The following is a 21,599-nucleotide window of genomic DNA, read 5'->3' as shown; positions in this document are numbered from 1 at the left end:
ACGCCCTAACAGAAGTCGGTAATCGTGTGACTGTCGGTCTGTCTGCTCACTGGTGTGGTCGTGGGGAAGCGACAGTCGCGACCGTGGATCGTCTCGGATGAACTGTGGTCGCTGATCGAGCCGTTGCTGCCGGAGGCGGGGCCGAAGGTGGTCTCGGGCCGGCCACGGGTGCCGGACCGGCAGGCCCTGTGCGGGATCCTGTTCGTGCTGCATACCGGCATCCAATGGGAGTACCTGCCGCAGGAGCTGGGATTCGGCTCGGGTATGACCTGCTGGCGCCGCCTGGCTGCCTGGAACGAAGCAGGCGTGTGGGACCAGCTGCATGTGGTGCTGCTGAAGAAGCTGCGGTCGGCGGACAAACTCGACTGGTCCCGGGCGGTGATCGACTCCTCCCATGTCAGGGCCGCTCGGCGGGGCCCAAAAGCGGGCCCAGCCCGGTCGACCGCGCACGTCCGGGCAGCAAGCACCACGTCCTCGTCGACGGCCAGGGCATCCCGCTCGCGGTGTCGCTGACCGGCGGGAACCGCAACGACGTCACCCAGTTGCCGCCTCTCGTGGACAAGGTCCCTGCTGTTGCCGGTCGTGTCGGCCGTCCACGCCGACGTCCGGACGCACTGCTCGCCGACCGCGGCTACGACCACGACAAGTACCGGCGCCTGCTGTGGCAGCGCGGCATCCGCCCACTCATCGCCGAACGCGGCCAACCGCACGGCTCCGGCCTGGGCACCTTTCGCTGGGTGGTCGAGAGGACGATCGCCTGGCTGCACGGCTTGCGCCGGCTTCGGATCCGCTGGGAGCGACGCGATGACATCCACGAGGCGTTCCTCGGCCTCGCCACCTGCCTGATCACCCACCGACACGTCCAACGCCTTTGTTAGGAGCTCTTAACCCCCGCTCCCTACACGGTGACAAGGCGACCGACTACGGCGGCACGGCACTCCGGCTGACACAAAGTGCCACCACGGGCACTCCGCCACGCGCCCGTCGCCCTACGGCCGGTCCGCGACGAGGCCGACCAGGGATACACGACCTGCCCACCGAGCTCGCCCCCCGGCGCCCGCATGAGCGTCGCGCGGTCCACCGTCAGGCGCCGAAGAGAAGCACCTGTCGGCGCGGTGAGACCGCCACGCAGCCGCACGAAGCGGACGCGACGGCGGCAGAGACCCTCGTCGACAGCGGTGCCCGCGAGGAACTCCGCCACCACGTCGGCCCGTACACGGCGATACTCCAGCTCACCGCGGGGGCCCAGCCCGCACTGAAGCGGCGACCGTGCCAGGGATGATCGGCGCCGGTTGGACGCAGCAGCTGTCCAAAACCCAAAGCCGATCCGGCAGTGGTCAACAATCCCGCCACCTGCGAGTGGATCACCACGGCTATCTACTGTTTCTCATCAGAGACGTCGGCCAGCACCAGACCGATATGCCCACCTGCGCATCCCCGATGACACAGGAAGGCCACCGCGCGGGGCGGTCGCTCGGCTGATCCACTCCCTCGACACGACCTGGACCGGGAGTCATGACGTTGGCCGTTCACCCGTTATCAGGTCTTGCTCCGCGCCCGCCGGCGGCGGCCTGGCGGCCGTCCAGACCGGCGGACGGGGCGACGTCACGCAGGGACGCCGAGCGGCGGGTGATCGAGCACGCGGGGCTTGTACTCGACCAGCTGGATGCGGCCGTCGAAGGTGCGGTGCTCGATCATCTCAAGGGCAACGTCCGGATAGCCGTCGTAGATGCGTTCCTCGCCCGTGGCCCCCGTGATCACCGGGAACATCACGACCCGGAAGCGGTCGACGAGTCCGGCTCGTAGCAGGGACCGGCACAGACTGAGGCTGCCGATCGTGCTGAGGAGCCCCGAGCCACTCGACTTCATGGCGCGGACCGCCTCGACGGCGTCGTCGCGGACGAGCGTGGAGTTGGCCCACGTCAGTGGCTCCTCAAGGGAGGAGGAGAACACCACCTTGGACGCTTGCGTGAGCTCGTCGACGGACGCCTCTTCTTCGGGCCTGAACTCGTCCTGGCCATCCGGGACCTCGCCTGCGGCGAAGCCCGACATCAGGCGGTAGGTGTTCGCTCCCATCAGGTACGTGGCCTCGGGCTGCTTGCCGAGCCATGCGAGGTACTCCGGGCCCTCCAGGCCCCAGAACCCGGGCCATCCCTCTCCCGATGCGTAGCCGTCGAGGGAGGTGATGAAGTCGACGAGAAGCTCCGACATGGCGGTGTCCTTTCCTAGGGTGTCACGAGCTTGGACCGGCCGGGAGCCACAAACTCATCGGCCGCGCTGTGGAGAAACGAGAAAACCCATGACGCTGCAGCCGATCAGGCCGGCCGAGCGGCACCGCTTCGGAGGGCCGGAGGCCTACATGATTGCACTATGCACGCAGTCGGCTAATGATCTCCACGCGATTGGGAACGGCGGTTTGAGTTCCGCCAAAGCCCCAGCTCAGCCCACCCACGAACGGCCCGCGATCGCGAGCACTCCGCGCGACCGTCAGAACTGCCTGACGGTCGCCGACAACGCCCTGGAGCTCCTTGCCCGTTGGGCAGCCCAGGCCCCTTCAGCATCAGGTCCTGAAGGGCCGCCAGGGCCGCAGGGCGGCAGGGCGGCAGGGCGGCAGGGCGGCAGGCGGGGTGACGATCCGTTTGTAGCTGTTTCGGCTACGCCCCGAGGGTCGTGTGCCCCCGGGCCGCCGCTTGCCATGATCCCGGCCATGAACACACCAAAGGAGACCATCCTCGCCACCATCGGCGCCACCGTCCTGACCCTGGCCGCCCTGGCCACCGGTCCCGCCTCCGCCGCCGCCCTCGGCGACACCCCCAACGGAAAGACCTGGTCCCCGGGAGCGGAGCTCTCCACCTTGCCCCGGTCCGCCGTGAACCGGAGGATGCGCTCGCGCCAACCGTCGGGGTCCAGGACGCAAGCGAGGTGGGCTCGTAGGGGAAGCCCTGGCTCGATGGTCGCCGCGGTGACCCAGACGTCGGCTTGATGCGGTTCGACCCAGGCATCCTGCACCCAGGCCCCGCCGGCCGCGGCTTACCGGGCGGCGGCTTCGCGCAGCGCCTCCACCTGTGCTTCGTGGGCCGCCGCGGGAATGAGAGCGCGCACGGGGCCGAGGGCGCCGAACTCGCGCAGGGTACCCAGCGGCTCAGCGGATCCGTCCCGGCGCAGGATCTCCCCTGCCGCAAGATCCGGGATTGTGGCGGCATAACCAGCACGGCGCAGAGCCTCGCTGTTCACCCAGCCAGCCTCCAAGGGGAAAGCAGCACCGCTGGGCAGCGCATATTGCGTAGCGGGGCTGTGGAGGAGGGCATGGTCCGACTGGCCGCGCCACCATCAGACGCGATCACAAACCGGTTTTACCGGCGACGAGCCGCAATCCCTACATCAAAATCACGGGCTGCGGCTGGGCCACTCCTACCAGACTGACGTGGCATGACCCGTTGCCATGTGGTTGTTACGCGCACACGCGTGGCGGTCAAGGGCCGGTCGCCGTCTGCTCATTGTCCGGCTCGGCCTGCTGGTGGCAACACGCGCCACCGGTGCCGCCATCACGGCACCGGCCCCCAAGGCCGCGACGCCCGCTCGGCTTCGCTACCACGTGTCCCTGCGCGGCAACGCCGACGGCTCCACTGGGACGGGCCGCAGCGGGTGTCCTCCAGGGATTCGGCCATCACGAAACCCAGAAGTGGCGGGAGCGGCCGCCCACCACGCAGCTCCTGCCCCGCCCCGCCCCGACCCAGCCATACGCCCAGGATGTGCCTCCTTGCCCCGTGCCGTGCGCCGTCGCGCAGGTCGGGGCCGAAAGACGCTCACGCATTTCAGGCCATTTCAAACTCTGACACATCGGCCACATCTTCAATCGGCGAACAGATTGGCAAGGCCTCTCACCTCCTCAACCCTGAGCACTGGTGACCAATCGAGCCACTGATTGAAGAAGCAATAGGGTCTGAATTTCAGCGATGAGAAGAAATACAGCTCTACTGTCCTGAGACGAGAGCAACAAGGCGGGTACTTCGAGGCATCGAACACCGCAAACAGAAAGGAGATTCATCATGCGCCCGATGACACGCTGGGCAATGACAGGAGCTCTGCTTACGGCGGCGCTCGCGGGTCCTTTGAGTATGCCCGCCCATAGCGCCCCCGCCTCGCTGTACGACCCTTCGGCCTTGGTGATGACCACTGGCCACGGCGAGAAGGCGGCCACAACGGCACCGGAGCGCGCAGTGACGCTGAACTGTGCGTACACCACCACCGGGACACACCCCGATCCGCGGCAGGCTTGTGCGGATCTGGACCGTGTGAACGGTGACTTCGACCGCTTGGCCACGCTTCGCACAAACGGGACGGGACAACCTTGCACGAAGGAATACCGTCCCATCGTCGTGACTGTTCAAGGCGTATGGCGTGGTACACGCGTAAACTACGAGCACACCTTCGCCAATCGCTGCATCATGGAAACTCAGGGGGCTTCGGCATTTGCCTTCTGAGCCACCACGGCTCAGTAAAGCCACTCACAGACAGGGCGCGCCGCAGCGTTTCGGGCGCGCCCGTCTCCTAAGTGTTCAGCTTGTCGTCGGCGGAGGTCCGGGCCGCATACTGCGTCCGCGGGTCGCGGCACGAGACGTCGCTCTTTCGCGGCCGATACGGCGGCCTCGGCGTGTTTCGGCGCCGAGTTTTTCATGGATTGCGACGCAGGCGGGCCTTGACGGTGGCCTCGCTCATGTAGAGCGCACGGGCGATGTCACGGTTGCCGATGCCGCGGGCGAGCCGAGCGAGGATGTCGCGTTCGCCGTCGGTACGCCCGCCTCGATGGCACGGGTGATGTCAGTCTCGGTGTCGTAGGTGGTCGTATGGTTATGTGCGTGACTGCGAGAGCCGTTTCGCAGTGACTGCGGGAGTCACCATCTGCCCGAGTTTGCGATGTCAGTTTGTTTTGACGTCACTTGGGGGCTTGCGGTGCGACTGTGAGGTGTGCTTCTCCCGCTGGGGGCCTCATGGGTAACTCGCAGTCGAAGGTCGAGTTGTACGCGGCGATCCGCCGGGATCCCCAGATGGGCATGTCGCTGCGGGCGCTTCAGCGCACGCACAACGTGACGTGGAGGACCGTCCGGCGGGCTCTGGACGGGCAGTGGCCGGAGCCCCGGAAGAAGCAGCGGCGCAAGGAGTCGAGGCTCGATCCCTACAAGCCGTTGATCGACGGAATGCTGCTCGCTGCCCTGGACGCTCCGCCCAAGCAGAGGCACACTGCCCAGCGCATCTTCGATCGCCTGCGAAGGCCACGAGGCGGACGACATCTCGTACGCGATGGTCCGTGCGTATGTGAAGGACCCACGCAAGGAGGCCCGCCGACAGGCCGGAGTGGGCCCGGACACGGTGTTCGTGCCGCAGACCCATCCGCCCGGTGCGGAGGCGGAGGTCGACTTCGGCGACGTCCACGTGATGCTCGCGGGCCAGATGACCAAGGTCTATCTGTTCTCGTTGCGGTCGTCCTACTCCGGCAAGGCCGTGCACCGGGTCTTCGCTTCCTGCGGCCAGGAAGCATTCTTCGAAGGGCACGTGCACGCGTTCCGGAAGCTAGGCGGCATTCCCCGGGGCCGGATCCGCTACGACAATCTGCGGACCGCGGTCGAACGGGTCCTGGGCTCGGGCCGGGCCCGGGTGGAGAACGATCGCTGGACTGCCTTCCGCTCGCACTGGGGCATCGATGCCTTCTACTGCCGTCCCGGCATCGAGGGCGCCCACGAGAAAGGCGGCGTCGAGGGGCAGATCGGCTACTACCGGCGCAATCACTTCGTCCCCGTCCCCGAGGTGGCCTCGCTGACCGAGCTGAACGCCATGGTCGACCAGTGGGACGTGGACGACGAGGGCCGCCGCCTGCGGACGAAGACCCGGACCATCGGCGAGTCCTTCTCCCGGGAACAGCCACTGCTGCGGCCACTGCCCAGGGAGGTGTTCGAGACCGGCCGCTGGTTCACTCCGCGGGTCAACCGCTTCGGCCAGGTCACCGTCCGCTGCAGCTCCTACTCGGTCCCCGGTCCGCTTGATCGGCCGCCAGCTGCGGGTGCTGCTGCACGCCAACGACCTGGTCGTCTATGACGGCCGCAGCGTGGTCGCCCACCACGAACGGCTCAGCGGCCGGGGCGAGTCCCGCCTGGTCCTGGACCACTACCTGGAAGCTCTCCTGCGCAAGCCGGGCGCCTTTCCTGGAGCGACCGCCCTCGAACAGGCCAAGGCCGCAGGAAAGTTCACACCCGTCCATGAAGCCTGGTGGACCGCGGCCCGCGCCGCCCACGGCGAGGCGGCCGGCACCAGAGCCCTGATCGAGGTGCTGCTGCTGGGCCGCCACATGGAACACGAACACGTCGTCGCCGGACTCGCCGCGGCCCGCCGGGCCGGCGCGCTGACCGCGGACGCCGTCGCGCTGGAGGCCCGCAAGATCGCCGAAGGCGAGACCTTCACCCAGCCCACGAAGCCCACCAGGGGTCGTTCCGTCCAGTCGCAGGAGGAGACGGGCGGCACGGTCACGTTCCTGTTCCGACTGGAAGCTGTCCCACCTGCCGCCCGACACCCGGCCGCTGCCGTCGGTGGCCCACTACGACCAGCTCCCGCAACGGCACGGCCGCACGGCCGGCGAGAAAGAGGGATCATGACACGCAAGCGCGGACTGACCGAAGAAGCCGCCACCGCATCGATCGACCAGGCATGCCGGATGCTCAGGCTGCCGTCCATCCGCCAGCAGTTCGCTGACCTCGCCGAAGGCGCCGCACGCGACCAGATGTCGTATCGGGCGTTCCTCTCCGAGCTGCTGATTGCGGAGTGCGACGACCGAGCCCGCCGGCGTTCCGAACGCTGGATCAAGGCCGCCTCCTTCCCCCGAGACAAGAGCCTGCGGGCGTTCGACTTCGACGCCAACCCCAACATCGACCCGGCCACCGTCAACACCCTCGCCACCTGCGACTGGGTCAAGAAGGGCGAGCCGCTCTGCCTGATCGGCGACTCCGGCACCGGCAAGTCCCACCTGCTGATCGCGCTCGGCACCGAGGCCGCGATGCACGGCTTCCGCGTCCGCTACGTGCTGGCCACCAAACTCGTCAACGAACTGGTCGAAGCCGCCGACGAGAAGCAGCTGTCCAAGACGATCGCCCGCTACGGCCGTGTCGATCTTTTGTGCATTGACGAACTCGGCTACATGGAACTGGACCGCAGGGGCGCTGAGCTGCTGTTTCAGGTCCTGACCGAGCGTCAGGAGAAGCACAGTGCCGCGATCGCTTCAAACGAGAGATTCAGCGGCTGGACGAAGACGTTCACTGACCCCCGGCTCTGCGCGGCCATCGTCGACCGGCTGACCTTCAACGGCGCCATCATCCAGACCGGCACCGAGTCCTACCGCCTCGCCCACACCAAGGCCCAAGCCGAACGAGCCCAGGTCAGCTGACCGGGCGCCACACGGGAGGGGCCGACCGACCCCAGCCCAGCCAGCGCCGAAATGGCCGATGCTACGGATGCTCGGTTCCCGCTGGCAGGTTGTGCCACGCATGTCCGCAGGCGCCTTTGCAGTACGTCTCGCGGCGGCGAGTGTCAGCAACGGCGAACACGGAAACGAGGACGCGGAACGCCTTGACGTGTTCGGCGGAGGGGAGGCCCGCGAACCCGTAGCGGGGCGGGTCCATGCAGATCATTACCGAGGGGTTAGCCGTGGGCTTCACACCGGACCGCGCCACCCCTGCACGGCCGTCCGCAGCTGTAATGTGCGCCTGCATCGCACAGCCGGCGACTTCCTGCAGAACCTCCTGCTGGTGTGTCGGGGCGAGGTCGGAGAACCAGCCCACACCATCGTCCAACGTGCGGAGCCCCTGGGCGATCTCGTTGACGACCCGCTCAGTCTCGCGCCGGAAGGTGCGGCCGTCGCCGCTGCTCGCTTCGGTCATCGCTTGATGATTTCACGATGCGGGTTCCGGGCGAAGGCCCGTATCCGCACCCGAGACGGTGCGGGCGGGAACCGGGAACAGTCCGCTCCCGCGATCTGGAAGTGCCGCAGGACTCCCACACCGCGGCTCGCAAGACGCCCCACAGCATTTGAGGGACATCAAAAGTCGCTGACATCGATCACGAGGCTGGCCGCCAAACGAGTCCCGAAGTCACGCCGAAACGACTCCCGAAGAAGCCGACACAGCCACCCAGTACCGGCGTCAGGCAGCAAACTCACTTTCACGGCCTTCGTCTCGATCGGTGCACCTTGGTCGGAGCACATGATCAGACGAAGGCCGTCTCAACATCCCCGAATGCCCAGGTGAGCGGGCTAGTTCGGGGCTCTTTTCGACTCATCGATAGCCTTCGTCTTCATGACGCGTGCTTGGATCTTGCCGATGCTGCTGGTGCTCTGCGGCTCAGCCCTTGCGGCTGGGCTCACCCTCAGTGGGACTCCCGGCGCAGCCGCAGCCATCCTGCTGGTCTTTGTGCTGCTCGCAGGAGTGAACTCACCTCTGATCTTCCCGAGGTCGGTCGGCACGCTGGAAGCACAACGCCGCAGCGCTGTCGACGGCCGACCGGTCGTCTTCTGGCGGCCAGGCTGCAAATACTGCATCCGACTGCGCATCCGGCTGGGCCGTAGCGCCCAACAGGTGCACTGGGTCAACATCTGGCGCGACCCGGCTGGAGCCGCAGCGGTGAGGGCCGCCAACGACGGCAACGAGACCGTGCCGACCGTCATCGTGACGGGCCAGCCGCACACCAACCCCGATCCTGCATGGGTGCGCGAGCAACTCTCCCGTTCCATGTGATCAGGACGTCGAGGTTAAAAGACAAGTTCAGAAGCTGTTTCAGATCCGCTGATCTGTGGCTTTCTGTGACCTCGGCGTCGACACGTCGCTCAGCTTGCGCGCGGCCCGTCAACAGTGAGCTCGCCGTCGGGTGCCAGGGTGAACCGGACGCCTTCCATCGCGGTCGTGGCGGTGGCCGAGGTGCCGTAGGCCTTCAGTGTGAAGTCCTCCGCCTTGCCGTAGTGCCCGTCCGCTTCGGCGGCGTCGCTCCAGGAGTTGACCCGCACCCATACCGACCAGTCGTGCACCCGCTTCTCTTGCCACGGTCCCCAGCTGTCCTGCGGCAGCAGCCCTGCGCCTCGGCCCGAGAACAGGTACCAGCCGACAAGTCCGAGCAGGGCCACGACGTTCACGGCCATGAGCCGCGGCGTGGTCGGCCGCCAGGGAACGCGGATAGCGGGCACGGGGATTCCTTCCGTCCGGGTCGAGCCCTGTCGGAGTTGAAGACGGTTCTCTGCCGGGCCGCGCTCCGTTGCGCCACCGTTTGCCGATACAGGCACACAACCGAGCGACTCTGCCACCTGTCACAGAACGGCACAGATCAGCGGATCTCAAATAGCTTCTCGCAGAGGCCGCGAAGGGATTCCTCCCAATCCTGGCCGGCGTCTGGTCGATCGGCCGCTGGGCCGCTGGGCCGCTGGGCCGCAACCACCTCCCATGGCGGTGATCCCCCGCATACACGGCGTCGTCGCTTTCCCCAGGTGACGGGGTGGCCGTGCCGCGACCGGGGATCGCGCGGAGGTGGCCTTGTTCACGAGTCGTGCACGCGGGTTTGGGAGGCGCCCGGTCCCACGGGCAGGTGATGTTCACGAGTTTTGAAGGCACCGAGGGGCTTGCCGGGACAGCGTCGGGGTGCTTCCGGGTGAATCCTGGTCATGCCGCAGATGTCGGGGGTCGAGCTGTACGCGGCGATCCGAGGCAAGCTGCTCCTTGCCCTCAGCCGTCGGCCGCGCCGCTGGTCAGCAGCAGCTCCGCCAGGGCTGTTCGTGTGTGGCGCACCGAGCGGCCCGTGCGGGTGGTGGTGATCAGACCGGCGGCGCGCAGGGCGGAAGCGTGGGTGGAGGCCGTCGCGTTGCTGACGCCGATACGGCGCGCCAGCCCCGTGGTCGTGCGGGCTTCGTCCAAGGAGCGCAGCAGCGCGAGCCGGGTGTGCCCGAGGACTCCCGCGAGGGGATCGTCGGGTGCGCCGCGCTCGTCCGGGACGAGCGGCAGCCCTTGGCCCGCCGGGTAGGCGAGCGCCACCGGATGGTCCGGCCGGTCCTGGAGGAGCGGGCCGCGCCGCCAGTGGAAGGTCGGCCGCAGGATCAGCCCGCGCCCGGCGAGCCGGATCTCCCGCACGCCCGGGATGCCCGGCAGGGACCACTCCCAGACTCCGTCGCGCAGCCGTGATCCCGGGGCCAGGCCGGTCAGGGCGGCGCCGAGGCCCCGTTCGGCGACGGCCATGGCATGGCGGGTGAACTCCGCCCGGTGCAGGTCTTCGACCTGGGGCCACACCGGTGCGAGGACCGTCTCGTGCGCTGCCCGCTGCGCCCGTCCGAGCGTCCGCCAGGCACCGGCGTCCCCACTGTGCAGGGCGCGGATCCACGGCGGGGGCGGCCGTCGCCCGTAGGACTGCTTGAGCCCGGCCTGTACCGCCTCCCGACGGGTCGCTCTGATCAGCGCGAACCCCTCGTCCGGCGTGTCGCCGAGGACATCGAGAAAGGTGGGGGCCACGCCTCCCGGCGCCAGGTCCGCAAGCGGTTCGGCCGCCCTCGGCAGGTTCCGCATCAGCCGGCTCCGCCAGCGCCCGAACAGCAACTCCTCGTGCGGGGCGCCCAGCATCATCAGGGCCGCGTGCAGTTCGGGCACGGGCGACGGCCGCGGCGCGAACCGTACCCGGGCGAGATCATCCGCCGTGAAATGGATCCGGATCATGCACGTCCTTCTGCTCCGCGCCAGCCTTTCGCCCCCGGCCGTAAGCTTCGCCCCGGCTCGGCGCCCTCCCCCAGGATGCCCTCCATGACCTCTTCCTCCATACCCGGGCGCCGCTTGCTCGCCAAGGGCGCTCTCGCCGGGGCCGCCGCCCTGCTGCTCGACGCCGCCCCGGCCTTTGCCGCCGACCGCGATACCACCCGCCGTTCCGCCCGCGAGGCGGCGCCGCTCCTGCGCCTGCATCTGCCGGCACCCGCTGGACCCTACGCCGTCGGCTCGAAGACGCTCCACCTCGTCGACTCCTCCCGCAACGATCCGTGGAAGCCGGAGATCGGGGTACGGGAACTCATGGTCACCGTCCTGCAACCGGCCGTCCCCGGCCGCGGCTTCCCGCGTGCCCCGCAGCTGACTCCAGGTGCCGCCTCGGCCTTCAGCGACTTGTGCTGGCGGATCCACCCGCACCTGCCGAAGGCCGGAGTCGACTGGGCGGCCACCCTCACCCACGCCCGGGTCTGCGCCCCGCCCCTTCCCGGCCACCGTCCCGTGCTGCTCTACAGCCCCGGCGGCGGGGACGCCCGCACGATGGGCAGCGCCCTCGCGGTGGACCTCGCCTCGCACGGCTGGACGGTCATCACCGTCGACCACCCCGGGGACGCGAGCGAGGTGGAGTTCCCCAGCGCCCGGCCGGGCCGGGAACGGGTCCGGCACACAGTGCTGCTGGGCCCGCCCGATGCGGCCACGTTCCGCACCATGATCGATACCCGGGTCGCCGACCTCCGCTTCGTCCTCGACGCTCTGGACCTGGACCGGGTCGGGGTATACGGGCACTCCGCCGGCGGCACCGCGGCCGCGCAGGCGCTCCACGAGGACCGGCGGATCACCGCCGCCGTCAACCTGGAGGGGTATCTCGACCAGATGGACGGCGAACTCCTGCCGGTGGCCCGGCAAGGGACGAACCGTCCGCTGCTCCTGGCCGGCACCGACGGGTTCCGCGACGCCCGGCTGGACCGGTCCTGGGCAGCCCTCCTCGCTCACGCTGGCCCCGTTGCCCGACGGCAGCTCGACAACGCCCAGCACTGGGCCTTCACCGACTACGCGGCCCTCGTTCCCCAGCTCCAGAGCGCCGGCCTGATGACCGCCTCCGGGCGCGCCGCCATGGTCGGCCGGGCCGGCCCGCACGTCACCGTGCCCGCCGTTCGCCACCTCGTAGGGTCTTTCTTCGCCCGTCACCTGCCGAGGTGAGCGCCGCTGCATCCCGCTCTCCCGATTGCCTCGACCTACGCATGGCTGCGGTCCGCTTGTGCGCAGAAAGGTAGGGCCGACTGACGCTGACAGTCCCGGACCCGATGGCGCGCCGCCCTCCCAGAAGGCGGGCCATCCCACGCAGTGACGTCATTTCTCGTGAACATTCAGGGCGCCGTCGATCACCGGCCGCCTCCCGAACCCGTGGACAAACGCCGTCGCTTGAAGGGTTCTGGCCCGCTTTCCGTGACGCGGCCACTCTGAGTGATGGCCGACACTCGGGACGACCTCCGGGAAGTTGCCTGAAAATGGTCGGTGTTGATCTCGGTATGGCCGACGGTTCGGCGCCGTGGAAGAGACGTTGCCCTGGCTGGAGAAGCTGTTGTTCCCGTCCATCAAGGACGTGGCGGTGCTGTCGCTGGACGTGAGCAACGAGGCTATACGCATCGAGGCCCGCAGTACGGCGACCGGGGCGCCATGTCCGGATTGTGGGAGTGAGTCAAGGCAGGTACACAGCTCTTACCTGCGGTTTCCCGCGGATGTGCCAAGTGGAGGACGGCGGGTGGTCCTCCGTCTGCGGGTCCGTCGGTTCTTCTGCCCGGCGGCCTTGTGCGAACGGCGAACGTTTGCCGAGCAGATGCCGGGGCTGCCCCGGAGACACAGCAGGTGGACAGAGCGGTTGCGTTCGACTCTCGCAGCAGTCGGTCTCGCCCTCGCCGGCCGGGCCGGCGCCCGGATGGCCCGGGTCTTCGGGGTGTCCATCAGCCGCAGCGCGGTGTTGCGGCTGCTCGACGCCTTGCCCGAACCGGAAGCCCCGGCCCCGCGGGTGGTTGGTGTTGATGAGTACGCCACACGCAAGGGGCGGGTCTATGGCACGGTTCTGGTCGATGTCGAGACCCGCCGGCCGGTGGATCTGCTGCCTGACCGGGAGGCGTCCAGCCTGGCGAGATGGTTGGCGAAACGACCTGGGATCGAGGTCGTCTGCCGGGATCGGGCGCCGTTCTTCGCGGAAGGCGCCACGGCCGGGGCGCCCCCAGGCTGTCCAGGTCGCTGACAGGTGGCACCCAGGCACGCCACCGTCCACGCGATGCTGGAAGCCGGCCACAGCCGCCGCTCCATCAGCCGTCAAATCCGCATGCCCCACCGCACCGTCAAGAGCCTCGCTGACGCGGCTGAGCCGGAAGATCTCTTTCGCGGCCAATGGCAGTACAACAGGACCTCCGTCCTCGACGAGTACAAGCCCTACCTGGACGAGCGTTGGGACGAGGGCTGCACCAACGCGTGGAAGCTCTGGGAAGAGCTCGTTCCCCTCGGCTACCAAGGAAGCTACGGCCGCGTCAGCGCCTACCTGCGGGAGAAGCGCACCTCGCCGCGGCCGGTCACCGCACGGCCGCCGGCACCCCGCGTGGTGACGAAGTGGATTCTCAGCCGGCCCGAGACTCTGACCGAGATCGAACAGCTCCGGCTCAGGGCCGTCCTGGCCAACTGCCCCGAACTCGACGCCCTCACCGGCCACGTCCGGTCCTTCGCCCAGATGCTCACCGAGCGCCGGGGCGACCGGCTCCCGCACTGGCTCGATGCCGTCCGCCAGGACGACCTGCCCAGCCTCCACACCCTCGCCGCTGGCATCGACCGCGACCGTGACGCCGTCATCGCCGGCCTCACCCTGCCCTGGAACTCCGGCGTTGTCGAGGGTCACGTCAACCGCATCAAGATGCTGAAACGGCAGATGTTCGGCCGCGCAGGCTTCCGGCTTCTCCGAAAGCGCGTCCTCTTCGCGTGACGGAGACGAGGAGGGGAGACACGACGAACCGCACTATGCGGCATGCTGACAATGTGGCTGCGCAGGTGAGGGCGTCGTCCGGAAGTCGTCGGAGTCGCTGCGCATTTACCGCCCGGCGGACGTGGTCTCCGCGCTGCTGCGCAGAGCTCGTTCCTCTGCGTCGGCAAGCCAGAAGAAGACAGGCGGCAGACCGAGTTCGATCGCCGTCAGGGGGATCTGGAACCACTGCGGCCAGCCGTGAAGGGCGAGTGAGAGCAACCGCCCCGCGCCCCCCAGTAGAAAGACGCCGGCCAGCCACCGCACCGCCCGAGCCGGGACGGGTCGCTGCCGAGCGACCCAGAGCCAGGCCAGCCCGTAGCCGACGAAGCTGGCCCCCATGAACCGACCCCAGCTGTCGACCGTCGTGCCGGCTGAACCTGCGCCGGGGATCGCCGCGTTGCCGAGTAGCACGTGAAATACACCGATCAGCACGCAGGCCCAGCCCATTAACTGTGCGAGTGCCCGCAGAGCCCTTGCCATGACCCCTCCCAACCCGTCTCGACAGATCCTTAGTTGACATGTGTCTACTAGATTGGGTGCGTTAGTAGACGCATGTCAAGTAGTCTGCGGCTCGTGCCTCCCCGCCAACGACTGAGCCCCACTGACCGCCGCACCCAACTCCTCGGCGTCGGAGCGCAGCTCTTCGCCGCACGCCCGTACGACGACGTGCTGATGGAGGAAGTCGCCAAAGAAGCCGGCGTCTCCCGAGCCCTGCTCTACCGTCACTTCCCCAGCAAGCACGCCCTCTTCGCGGCCGTCTACCAACAGGCGGCGGACCAACTGCTCGCCGAAACCCGGCTCGACCCAGCCGACTCCCTGGTCGAGCAGCTCATCCAGGGTATGGACGTCCACCTCGACTACTTCGTGGCCAACCGCAACACCGTCCTCGCCGCAAACCGGGTTCTCGCGGGCGACCCGGTGATTCAGTCGATCATGACGAACGAGCTGGACGCACTCCGTACGCGGCTGCTGGCCGTACTCCCGCTCGCGCACGACAGCACCCGCGAGGCCGTGTCCGCCGTCCTGAAAAGCTGGCTGGTCTTCGTCCAAGTCCTCTGCGTCGACTGGCTCACCCACGAGACCTGCACCCGCACCCAACTCCGCGACAGCTGCATCGGCGCGCTTCTCGGCGCTCTCCAGCCATTGCTCGCCGACGACCCCACCCACCAGTGGCCGCTACAGCGCCCCGGCGCAGACGCCTAGTTCACGGCCACCGACAGCGCCGCGACACCGGCGAGCAACGGTACGAGCTCAGTCATTACGCAGAGCGACAACTTCACAGAAGTTGAGCCAGAGCCGGAAGTTGGCCCCACCGGGACCGCGCGGCATGCTCATCCGACATGCCGGGCCCGACGCGGGGCATGGCAACGGGGCGGGAGGATCGCGTTGATCGTCTGGGTGAACGGTGCGTTCGGCAGCGGGAAGAGCACGCTGGTGGAGGAGTTGCGTCCGCGCTGGCCCGAGGTGCTGGTCTATGACCCGGAGATGGTCGGATACGTGCTGCGGGAGATGGTGGAGGTGCCGACCGGCGACTTCCAGGACCTTCGGCTGTGGCGACGCCAAGTCGCGGACCTGGCGGTGGGACTTGTCGAGGAGTATCGCCGCCCGGTCTTGGTCCCCATGACCTTGGTCAACCCTGGCTACGTCGGTGAGATCTTCGGCGTGTTGAAGGACGCGGGCATAGACGTCCACCACTTCTTCCTCAAGGTTTCCCGAGAGGTTCTGGAGCAGAGGATCGACAGCCGGAGCTTCACCCCGGACAACCCTGAGCAGGACGAGAAGGTCCGGCGCTGGTGCAAGGACAGGATCGAGTCGTGCACGGCCGCGGCCGACACCCTGCCCAGCGACACGGTGTTCCTGGACGGCGAGCTGACCTCCAAGGAGTTGGCCGACCAGGTGTTGGCCCGGGTCCGAGCTGACGGAACATCCGGGCTGTGACCGCGGCGGCGGCTTCGGTCGTCCGGTGTCCTGCTGGGCCTTGGCATGTGACCAGTCGATAGGAATCGGTGCCCGTCTCCATGATGTTGCCGCCGAAGGTGAGCCGGTCCACGATTGCCGGGCAGAGCCGGGGATCGGTGAAGGTCTTCGTCCACCCTCCAAACGATTCGTTGGAAGCGATGGCCACCGACGCCTTCTCCTCCCACTCGGTCAAAACCTGAAACAGCAGTTCAGCGCCGCGGCGGTCCAGTTCCATGTAGCCGAGTTCGTCGATCGCGACGAGATCGACGCGGCCGTAGCGGGCGATGGTCTTGGTCAGCTGCCGTTCGTCGGCGGCCTCGACGAGTTCGTTGACGAGCGTGGCGGCCAGCACGTAGCGGACCCTGAAGCCTGCCATGGCGGCCTCGGTGCCCAGCGCGATCAGCAGGTGCGACTTGCCGGTGCCGGAGTCACCGATCAGGCAGAGCGGCTCGCCCTTCTTGATCCATTCGCAGGAGGCCAGGGTGTGGATGGCGGCCGGGTCGATGTTCGAGTTGGCCTCGAAGTCGAAGTCTCGCAGGGGCTTCTGGCGGGGGAAGCCGATTGCTTTGATCCGGTGCTCGGAGCGTCGGCGGGCCCGGTCGTCGCACTCGGCCATCAGCAGCTCGGCGAGGAAACCGCGGTAGGTCATCTGCTCCTTGGCGGTCGCGGTGGCGACGTCGGGGAACTGGGCTCGGATCGTGGGCAGTCAGCATCCGGCAGGCAGAGTCTATGGAGGCGGGCCCACAAACCCCCGAGCGCTGCAACGGCAGCCAGATGTTCGACCGCAGCATCACGCTGCGCGGAGGCACCGCCCCGGTCCGCGCCTACATTCCCGAACTGCTGCCGGATGTGCTCTCCGGTGCCCTCGATCCGGGGCCCGTCTTCAACCGTGCCGTCCCCCGGCTGAGGTGCCGGACGGATATCGGCGATGGACGACCGGTCGGCGCTGAAGGAGCGCATCACCTTCTGTGGGCCGGCAGCACGGGGGCCTCCCGTGCCGCGCGGCGCCCTCGTGATGTCAGGCGGCGCGCTTCACATGGCGGACCAGCCACATCAGCAGGGCGTCCAGATCGGCGGCAGCCCAGAGGACCCGGCCGACCGCTTCGGGGGTGTGCAGCCACTCCCCGCAGCCGAGGGGACGGGCGGCGATCAGCGAACGGTGGCGCAGCAGGTCGCTACGGGGGTGGCCCGTCGGATAACCGCGCGGGGGGCGTTTCATCACGTCCCCAAAGATGTCGTAGCCCTTCTCCCGCACCTCCTCGACGATGGCGGACAGTTCGCGACCGCTCCCCTCGCAGGCCACGGCCTTGCGGAACATATCCACCTGGCCGGGATCGGGGTACCACCAGGCGCCCTGGATCCGCAGGCCGTCCAGGTCGAACCGGAGACCGATCTCGATCTTGCGGCCGAGCCGGATCACCGCGCCCTGGTGCTGCCACCACCAGGAGTCGGTGCGGTAGTGCCAGACGGAGAAGTCCTCGTACCGGGCATCGGTGTCCGCGACCTCGTTGAGCAGCGCAATCATCGGCTGCCGAACCAAGCGTTCGCGGTCCGCGCGGTAACGCTCGCGCGTCGCGTGGGTCGGTTCGCCCTGGAGCTGCCACAACACGTCCATGGCCTGCTCCGGCCAGCCGGTGAACTGTCCGCGCATGCGCGGAGGATAGCTCACGCATGATCTGCGCGCGGGGAGAGTGACGCTGGCAGGGAGACGTAGCCCAGACATGGCGGGAGGTGATGCGGCGGGGATCGCCGGCCAGATCGATGTGCCGTGCGCGGTGGGCGAGTTCGTCGAGGAACACGGACAGTGCAGTCGATATGAAGCGGGCCGTGAGACTGTGCAGCCGGACGTGAGATCCCACACCCGGCAACGGGCGGCAAGCACCAGGACCGGACGCCATCACTTGTAGCGGTACAGCTGGTGGATGTGGAGGACGCCGGTCCGCCACTGCGCTCGGGCTCCAGGGGTATCGCCAGGCACATCCCGGCCGAGCCGCTCCGCCGCCCGCTCATACAGGGACGGCGAGCGCGTGTCGGTGGCAGCCAAAAGCGCACCGCAACGTAGCCACCTCAGCAACCTTCTCCTCAGCCAGCCGCTCCCGTACCGCACCCCCTTTCCCACCCCGTCCCGCAACCCCTTGCACCCCATCACGTGACCGAGCTGCGCTTCGCGCACCGTCCGTCCGGCCAGGGTCGGATCGAAGCTGCGGCACGTGCAGGCGCGCGATCCACCTCTCGGCCTCCCGCCGCTGCGCCGACATCACCTCGCCGCCAGCCTCGCTGAGGTCTTTCTCCAGCAGTGCCACCAGCCGTCGAGTGTCGCGGGAGAGCGGCCGATCGGGCAGGCGACGCAGATGCCGAAGAGCTGAGCGCACGCGACGCTGAGCGGCCCGCGCCGGGCTGCCCCCCGGCCCCCGGACACAACCGGGTGAAGCTCATGCGTGGCCGCAACCCAGGACTCGACCTCCTCACGCTGCAACGCCGTGACATGATCCCCCGCCCCGGCCGCGCTCCTCCTCAACTGGCCGATCAATCGGTTCACCTCACGCTCAGGCGCCCAACCGGCCAGCCGCCGCAGGACAGCAAGCAGATCACGCGTCCGACGGGGCAGGCCAACCGCCGTCGCAGCGGCAATCGCGGGGCACCGCTACTGCGCACGCCCCGCACCCTTCCGCGCGTTCTCGGGCCGGGTGAGGTCGAGGCAGTGCTCGGTGCGGTGAACACGGCTCGGGTTCGGGCCATGGTCCTGGCGATACTGCTGAGCGGACTGCGTCGCTGCGAGGTCCTCGGCCTGAGCTGGGTGACCTGTCACCGGGTGAGCGTCGGGTCTTCATCAGCGAGGGCAAGGGCGGGCACCAGCGTCTGATATCCGTCTCCGCGCAGTTCTTCGCCGCGGTCGGCGACTATCTGGACCGTGAACGTCCCCTGGTCGACCATGACCGCCTGTTCGTCGTTCCGCGCAAACCGATCCTCGGTCGACCCTTCTCGGCCGACGGCCTGGACGAGATCCTCGACGGCGTCCGGAAGCGGACCGGACTGGCGAAGCTGACCTGCCACCAGCTCCGCCACACCTGCCTGACCCGACTGCGTGAGGCAGGCATGGCCGTGAGGCGGGCATGGCCCTGGAAACGGGCATGGCCCTGGAAGCGGTACAGGCTCAGGCCGGGCACCGCTCCATCGAGTCGACCCGCATCTACATCCACCTGGCGAACAGCTGGCTCGTCGAGCAGTACCTGCAGGCGAGTGCCGCCATCGACGCCGACCGGGCGGGCAGTTGATGCGCCGGGCCCGCGCCGCGGCTCTGCCGATCGTGTGCCCGGACCTCGTCGAGTCCCACCTCACCCAGCGCGCCGCGCAGGGCATGAACACCGACCACAAGGTCCGCTGGGGAGCCCGCGCCCTGCTTCGCCGCAGTGCCCGAGCTGACCGACTTCTGCCGCCTTCATCGTCCCGATTCTCGCGTGAGGCAGGCACAACCCACTCCGGGGCTGATCAGGTTTCCAGGATCCTGCGCTTCTGGTCCTCGAACTCGGCCTCCGTGAGCACGCCTTGTTCCTTGAGCTCGCCGAGCTGCTTCAGCTGTTCGATCTTGCTGGTCATGTCGGGGGCCGCCGGAGCCGCGGCGGGTTCGGCCTGGTACGCCGGTTGCGGTGCGGGCGCCTCGTATCCCTGCTGCGCCGCCCATCGCCCCTGTTGTCGGCGTGACACACGGTTCGACACGGCGGTAGCCGTTCCGGCGACGACGGCGGTGCGGGCGACCCCGCGGATGAGACCTGGCATGGCTGTTCCCTTCTGCCCGTCAGCTGTCGGTCAGCGTCATCGTTCGCTGTTCACTGGGCGCCCTCGGTCGCGTCGAGGGCGGAAACGAGGTCGGGCACCGGAATCCGCCCGGAGGCAACCATCCTGGCCCCGCCGCGGCGCAGGGCGGCGGCGAAGGGCGCGGCCCACAGATTCTCGTAGATCAGGATGCCGGCGGAACTGCCGGGCTCCAGTGCGGTGGCCGCCTCCTCCAGGTCGTCCTGGCCCAGAAGTCCGGACGACGCTCCCTCGAAGACGGCCAGGTCGAGCTCGCCGTCGCCGGTGAGGTCGGCGATCTCCATGCCCGTCACGGATCCGTCGTCGTTCTTCCTGACGAACACCAGGTCCAGGATCCGGATGAGGCCGCGGTCCACCAGATCGACGAGGATGGGGAAGCCCTCGCCGGTCATCCGGTTGCCGGGGAACTCGACGACCAGATAGTCGATCGGGCCCACCTCACCCACTTCTTCGAATTCGTCGCTCACGGCGTCACCTCTGGTGCTCGCGGCTGTCCCCCTGTGACACACCCCACATCACCTATGTCAATTGCATCATCGGGCCGCGCCCGTCGCACCTCGGTACGCCGTTCACCCGCCTGGGTTCGCCCAGGTCGCGCGCTGTGCGCAGCATGGATGGGCTGGTACCCATGAGCGAAGGCGGCGACGAACAGCTCTCGGCCCGGGAGCGCAGCGAGCTGGACGAGCTGCGGCGGCGGGTGAACGCGCTGGAGAGCGCCAGTCCACCCCGGGCGGCACGGCACCACCCGTTTCGCTCGCTCGGCTCGGTCCTGCTGATCCTTCTCGCCGCGCTGCTCTCGCTTCTGTCCGTCGTCGCGGTATGGGCGAACAGCATCGTGCAGGACACGGACCGCTACGTCGACACGGTCGGACCGCTGGCGAGCGATCCCGATGTGCAGAAGGCCGTCACCAACCGGGTCACCGCCGCCGTACTCGCGCGGGTCGACGTGGACGCGCTGGTCAAGGAGCTGACGGACTCGGCTGCGCAGCAGGGGGTCCCGCCGCGGGTGGGCGAGCTGCTGGGTGATCTGGACGGCCCGATCGAGAACGGGCTCAAGCAGCTGGTCAACAGCACGGTGGAACGGGTGGTCACCAGCAGTGCCTTCGAGACGGTCTGGGTGAACGCCAACCGCAGAGCGCACTCGGCGCTGGACAAGGCTCTGACGGGCCAGTCCGACAGCACGGTCAAGCTGGAGAACAACCAGGTCGTCATCGACCTGGGGCCGATCGTCGCCAACGTCAAGGACCAGCTGGTCGACGCGGGTTTCTCGGCCGCCGCGAAGATCCCGGCCGTCCACACGGACTTCGTGGTGTTCGCGTCGACGGATGTCGGCGAGATCAAGTCCTACGTGAGAGTGCTGGAGATCCTCGGCGGCTGGCTGCCCGTCATCGCGCTGCTGATCGCGGCCGCCGGTGTGTACGTGGCGTTCAACCGCCGTCACGCGTTGATCGGGGCCGCACTGGCCGTGTTCGTCGCCATGCTGGTGCTCGGGATCGGCCTCACCGTCGCCCGTGACGTCTACCTCGACCATCTGCCGCCAGGGGCTTCCCAGGCCGCCGCGGGATCCGTGTACGACGCACTGGTCAAGTTCCTGCGGGCCGGTGTACGGGCGCTCGCCGCGGTCGCCCTCTTCACCGCCGCCGGTGCCTTCCTCGCGGGGCCGTCCCGGATCGCCGTTCTCACGCGCACCGGCTGCCGGCGGAGCATCGGCGGTCTGCGCGACGTGGCGACATCGGCGGGGCTTCGTCTCGGTGCGGTCGGGCGGTTCGTCCATCGCTTCAAGCGCTGGATCGGGGTGGCCATCCTGGTGATCGCGGCGGTCGTCCTGTTCACCTGGAGCTACCCGACCACGGCGGTCGTGGTGTGGACTGCGGTGATCACGCTGGTGGGCCTCGCGATCCGTGAGTTCCTGGACGACGACGGCTCCGCAACGTCCGTCGACTCCCGGGCCGGTGCCGCCACTCCCTGACCCGGCTCGCTGGGAGCCCGCTTCAGAGCTACGTTGAGTGAGGAGGCTTGGTGAGCCTGCCCTCCGC

Annotated in this window: 18 protein-coding genes and 7 pseudogenes; 14 read left to right on the top strand and 11 right to left on the bottom strand. The window is 68.4% G+C overall.

All coding sequences use genetic code 11. The features are described 5' to 3' along the window. Positions 1–54: 54 nt before the first annotated feature. Positions 55–878: pseudogene (locus POF73_RS37395) on the top strand (IS5 family transposase). 727 nt (positions 879–1,605) lie between these two features. Here POF73_RS37395 and POF73_RS37390 read toward each other — a convergent pair. Next, complete coding sequence (locus POF73_RS37390) at positions 1,606–2,211, bottom strand: dihydrofolate reductase family protein (RefSeq protein ID WP_272123719.1); 606 nt, start codon at positions 2,209–2,211, stop codon at positions 1,606–1,608. 496 nt (positions 2,212–2,707) lie between these two features. Between POF73_RS37390 and POF73_RS37385 the strand changes: the two genes are divergently transcribed. Then, the gene (locus POF73_RS37385; RefSeq protein WP_272123718.1) at positions 2,708–2,983 is read left to right on the top strand and encodes a hypothetical protein; all 276 of its coding nucleotides are present in this window, start codon (positions 2,708–2,710) and stop codon (positions 2,981–2,983) included. A gap of 47 nt (positions 2,984–3,030) precedes the next feature. Here the strand turns inward: POF73_RS37385 and POF73_RS37380 are convergent, their stop codons facing one another. Then, positions 3,031–3,234: a hypothetical protein gene (locus POF73_RS37380; protein WP_272123717.1), complete on the bottom strand. Its 204-nt coding sequence runs from the start codon at positions 3,232–3,234 to the stop codon at positions 3,031–3,033. 815 nt (positions 3,235–4,049) lie between these two features. Between POF73_RS37380 and POF73_RS37375 the strand changes: the two genes are divergently transcribed. Further along, a complete protein-coding gene (locus POF73_RS37375; RefSeq protein ID WP_272123716.1) occupies positions 4,050–4,484 on the top strand; it encodes a subtilase-type protease inhibitor in 435 nt (144 codons plus the stop codon). Positions 4,485–4,609: 125 nt separating this feature from the next. On the opposite strand, the pseudogene POF73_RS37370 reads toward POF73_RS37375, so the two are convergent. Further along, positions 4,610–4,806: pseudogene (locus POF73_RS37370) on the bottom strand (response regulator transcription factor); the annotation flags it as partial. Positions 4,807–4,991: 185 nt separating this feature from the next. Between POF73_RS37370 and istA the strand changes: the two are divergent. Together istA and istB (POF73_RS37360) are read left to right on the top strand one after the other, a co-directional pair. Next, a pseudogene (istA, locus tag POF73_RS46390) lies at positions 4,992–6,647 on the top strand (IS21 family transposase). Continuing rightward, complete coding sequence (istB, locus tag POF73_RS37360) at positions 6,644–7,432, top strand: IS21-like element helper ATPase IstB (RefSeq protein WP_272123723.1); 789 nt, start codon at positions 6,644–6,646, stop codon at positions 7,430–7,432. The pseudogene istA and the gene istB (POF73_RS37360) overlap by 4 nt, the downstream one beginning before the upstream one ends. A gap of 61 nt (positions 7,433–7,493) precedes the next feature. Here the strand turns inward: istB (POF73_RS37360) and POF73_RS37355 are convergent, their stop codons facing one another. After that, positions 7,494–7,925 carry a DUF5958 family protein gene (locus POF73_RS37355; RefSeq protein WP_272123714.1) on the bottom strand — a complete coding sequence of 144 codons (432 nt, stop codon included), beginning with the start codon at positions 7,923–7,925 and terminating at the stop codon, positions 7,494–7,496. 414 nt (positions 7,926–8,339) lie between these two features. Between POF73_RS37355 and POF73_RS37350 the strand changes: the two genes are divergently transcribed. Beyond that, positions 8,340–8,777 (top strand): glutaredoxin domain-containing protein, encoded by a 438-nt coding sequence (locus tag POF73_RS37350; protein WP_272123713.1) that lies wholly within the window; start codon positions 8,340–8,342, stop codon positions 8,775–8,777. A gap of 89 nt (positions 8,778–8,866) precedes the next feature. On the opposite strand, the gene POF73_RS37345 is transcribed toward POF73_RS37350, so the two are convergent. Continuing rightward, positions 8,867–9,220 carry a hypothetical protein gene (locus tag POF73_RS37345; RefSeq protein ID WP_272123712.1) on the bottom strand — a complete coding sequence of 118 codons (354 nt, stop codon included), beginning with the start codon at positions 9,218–9,220 and terminating at the stop codon, positions 8,867–8,869. Positions 9,221–9,752: 532 nt separating this feature from the next. Beyond that, positions 9,753–10,730, bottom strand: coding sequence for an ArsR/SmtB family transcription factor (locus tag POF73_RS37340; RefSeq protein ID WP_272123711.1), 978 nt, complete (start codon positions 10,728–10,730; stop codon positions 9,753–9,755). 84 nt (positions 10,731–10,814) lie between these two features. On the opposite strand from POF73_RS37340, the gene POF73_RS37335 reads away from it, so the two are divergent. Both POF73_RS37335 and POF73_RS46385 read left to right on the top strand, forming a co-directional pair. Then, positions 10,815–11,969, top strand: a complete 1,155-nt coding sequence (locus tag POF73_RS37335; RefSeq protein ID WP_272123710.1) for an alpha/beta fold hydrolase — start codon at positions 10,815–10,817, stop codon at positions 11,967–11,969. 370 nt (positions 11,970–12,339) lie between these two features. Continuing rightward, positions 12,340–13,752, top strand: a pseudogene (locus tag POF73_RS46385) (ISL3 family transposase). Positions 13,753–13,857: 105 nt separating this feature from the next. Here the strand turns inward: POF73_RS46385 and POF73_RS37320 are convergent. Next, positions 13,858–14,271, bottom strand: coding sequence for a DUF4345 domain-containing protein (locus POF73_RS37320; RefSeq protein WP_272123707.1), 414 nt, complete (start codon positions 14,269–14,271; stop codon positions 13,858–13,860). A gap of 93 nt (positions 14,272–14,364) precedes the next feature. On the opposite strand from POF73_RS37320, the gene POF73_RS37315 reads away from it, so the two are divergent. Together POF73_RS37315 and POF73_RS37310 are read left to right on the top strand one after the other, a co-directional pair. Further along, complete coding sequence (locus POF73_RS37315) at positions 14,365–14,994, top strand: TetR/AcrR family transcriptional regulator (protein WP_272123706.1); 630 nt, start codon at positions 14,365–14,367, stop codon at positions 14,992–14,994. A 183-nt stretch (positions 14,995–15,177) separates the two neighbouring features. After that, positions 15,178–15,729 (top strand): AAA family ATPase, encoded by a 552-nt coding sequence (locus POF73_RS37310; RefSeq protein WP_272123705.1) that lies wholly within the window; start codon positions 15,178–15,180, stop codon positions 15,727–15,729. Positions 15,730–15,742: 13 nt separating this feature from the next. Here POF73_RS37310 and istB (POF73_RS37305) read toward each other — a convergent pair. Next, a pseudogene (gene istB / locus POF73_RS37305) lies at positions 15,743–16,541 on the bottom strand (IS21-like element helper ATPase IstB); the annotation flags it as partial. Here istB (POF73_RS37305) and POF73_RS37300 point away from each other — a divergent pair. Continuing rightward, positions 16,525–16,714, top strand: a pseudogene (locus POF73_RS37300) (IMP dehydrogenase); the annotation flags it as partial. The pseudogenes istB (POF73_RS37305) and POF73_RS37300 overlap by 17 nt on opposite strands. A gap of 54 nt (positions 16,715–16,768) precedes the next feature. On the opposite strand, the gene POF73_RS37295 reads toward POF73_RS37300, so the two are convergent. Then, positions 16,769–17,401: a DUF2461 family protein gene (locus POF73_RS37295; RefSeq protein WP_272123704.1), complete on the bottom strand. Its 633-nt coding sequence runs from the start codon at positions 17,399–17,401 to the stop codon at positions 16,769–16,771. Positions 17,402–18,522: 1,121 nt separating this feature from the next. Between POF73_RS37295 and POF73_RS37290 the strand changes: the two are divergent. Beyond that, positions 18,523–18,798: pseudogene (locus tag POF73_RS37290) on the top strand (tyrosine-type recombinase/integrase); the annotation flags it as partial. Between the two features lie 65 nt (positions 18,799–18,863). After that, entirely contained in the window at positions 18,864–19,025 is a 162-nt protein-coding gene (locus POF73_RS37285; RefSeq protein WP_272123703.1) for a hypothetical protein, read from the top strand. 214 nt (positions 19,026–19,239) lie between these two features. Here the strand turns inward: POF73_RS37285 and POF73_RS37280 are convergent, their stop codons facing one another. Together POF73_RS37280 and POF73_RS37275 are read right to left on the bottom strand one after the other, a co-directional pair. Further along, positions 19,240–19,527 carry an SHOCT domain-containing protein gene (locus tag POF73_RS37280; RefSeq protein WP_272123702.1) on the bottom strand — a complete coding sequence of 96 codons (288 nt, stop codon included), beginning with the start codon at positions 19,525–19,527 and terminating at the stop codon, positions 19,240–19,242. A gap of 50 nt (positions 19,528–19,577) precedes the next feature. Next, a complete protein-coding gene (locus tag POF73_RS37275; protein WP_272123701.1) occupies positions 19,578–20,030 on the bottom strand; it encodes a DUF6325 family protein in 453 nt (150 codons plus the stop codon). Positions 20,031–20,191: 161 nt separating this feature from the next. On the opposite strand from POF73_RS37275, the gene POF73_RS37270 reads away from it, so the two are divergent. Then, positions 20,192–21,532 carry a hypothetical protein gene (locus POF73_RS37270; RefSeq protein WP_272123700.1) on the top strand — a complete coding sequence of 447 codons (1,341 nt, stop codon included), beginning with the start codon at positions 20,192–20,194 and terminating at the stop codon, positions 21,530–21,532. Positions 21,533–21,599: the final 67 nt, after the last annotated feature.

This window comes from Streptomyces sp. HD, from assembly GCF_028369295.1.
Taxonomy (GTDB): Bacteria; Actinomycetota; Actinomycetes; order Streptomycetales; family Streptomycetaceae; genus Streptomyces.
This window is presented reverse-complemented; position numbering and strand designations above follow the sequence as displayed.

Excerpts from the sequence above, each read along its gene's own strand:
- POF73_RS37390 (WP_272123719.1), bottom strand. The coding sequence starts at position 2,211 with ATGTCGGAGCTTCTCGTCGACTTCATCACCTCCCTCGACGGCTACGCA.
- POF73_RS37385 (WP_272123718.1), top strand. The coding sequence starts at position 2,708 with ATGAACACACCAAAGGAGACCATCCTCGCCACCATCGGCGCCACCGTC.
- POF73_RS37375 (WP_272123716.1), top strand. The coding sequence starts at position 4,050 with ATGCGCCCGATGACACGCTGGGCAATGACAGGAGCTCTGCTTACGGCG.
- istB (WP_272123723.1), top strand. The coding sequence starts at position 6,644 with ATGACACGCAAGCGCGGACTGACCGAAGAAGCCGCCACCGCATCGATC.
- POF73_RS37355 (WP_272123714.1), bottom strand. The coding sequence starts at position 7,925 with ATGACCGAAGCGAGCAGCGGCGACGGCCGCACCTTCCGGCGCGAGACT.
- POF73_RS37350 (WP_272123713.1), top strand. The coding sequence starts at position 8,340 with ATGACGCGTGCTTGGATCTTGCCGATGCTGCTGGTGCTCTGCGGCTCA.
- POF73_RS37340 (WP_272123711.1), bottom strand. The coding sequence starts at position 10,730 with ATGATCCGGATCCATTTCACGGCGGATGATCTCGCCCGGGTACGGTTC.
- POF73_RS37335 (WP_272123710.1), top strand. The coding sequence starts at position 10,815 with ATGACCTCTTCCTCCATACCCGGGCGCCGCTTGCTCGCCAAGGGCGCT.
- POF73_RS37320 (WP_272123707.1), bottom strand. The coding sequence starts at position 14,271 with ATGGCAAGGGCTCTGCGGGCACTCGCACAGTTAATGGGCTGGGCCTGC.
- POF73_RS37295 (WP_272123704.1), bottom strand. The coding sequence starts at position 17,401 with ATGCGCGGACAGTTCACCGGCTGGCCGGAGCAGGCCATGGACGTGTTG.
- POF73_RS37285 (WP_272123703.1), top strand. The coding sequence starts at position 18,864 with ATGGCCCTGGAAACGGGCATGGCCCTGGAAGCGGTACAGGCTCAGGCC.
- POF73_RS37280 (WP_272123702.1), bottom strand. The coding sequence starts at position 19,527 with ATGCCAGGTCTCATCCGCGGGGTCGCCCGCACCGCCGTCGTCGCCGGA.
- POF73_RS37270 (WP_272123700.1), top strand. The coding sequence starts at position 20,192 with ATGAGCGAAGGCGGCGACGAACAGCTCTCGGCCCGGGAGCGCAGCGAG.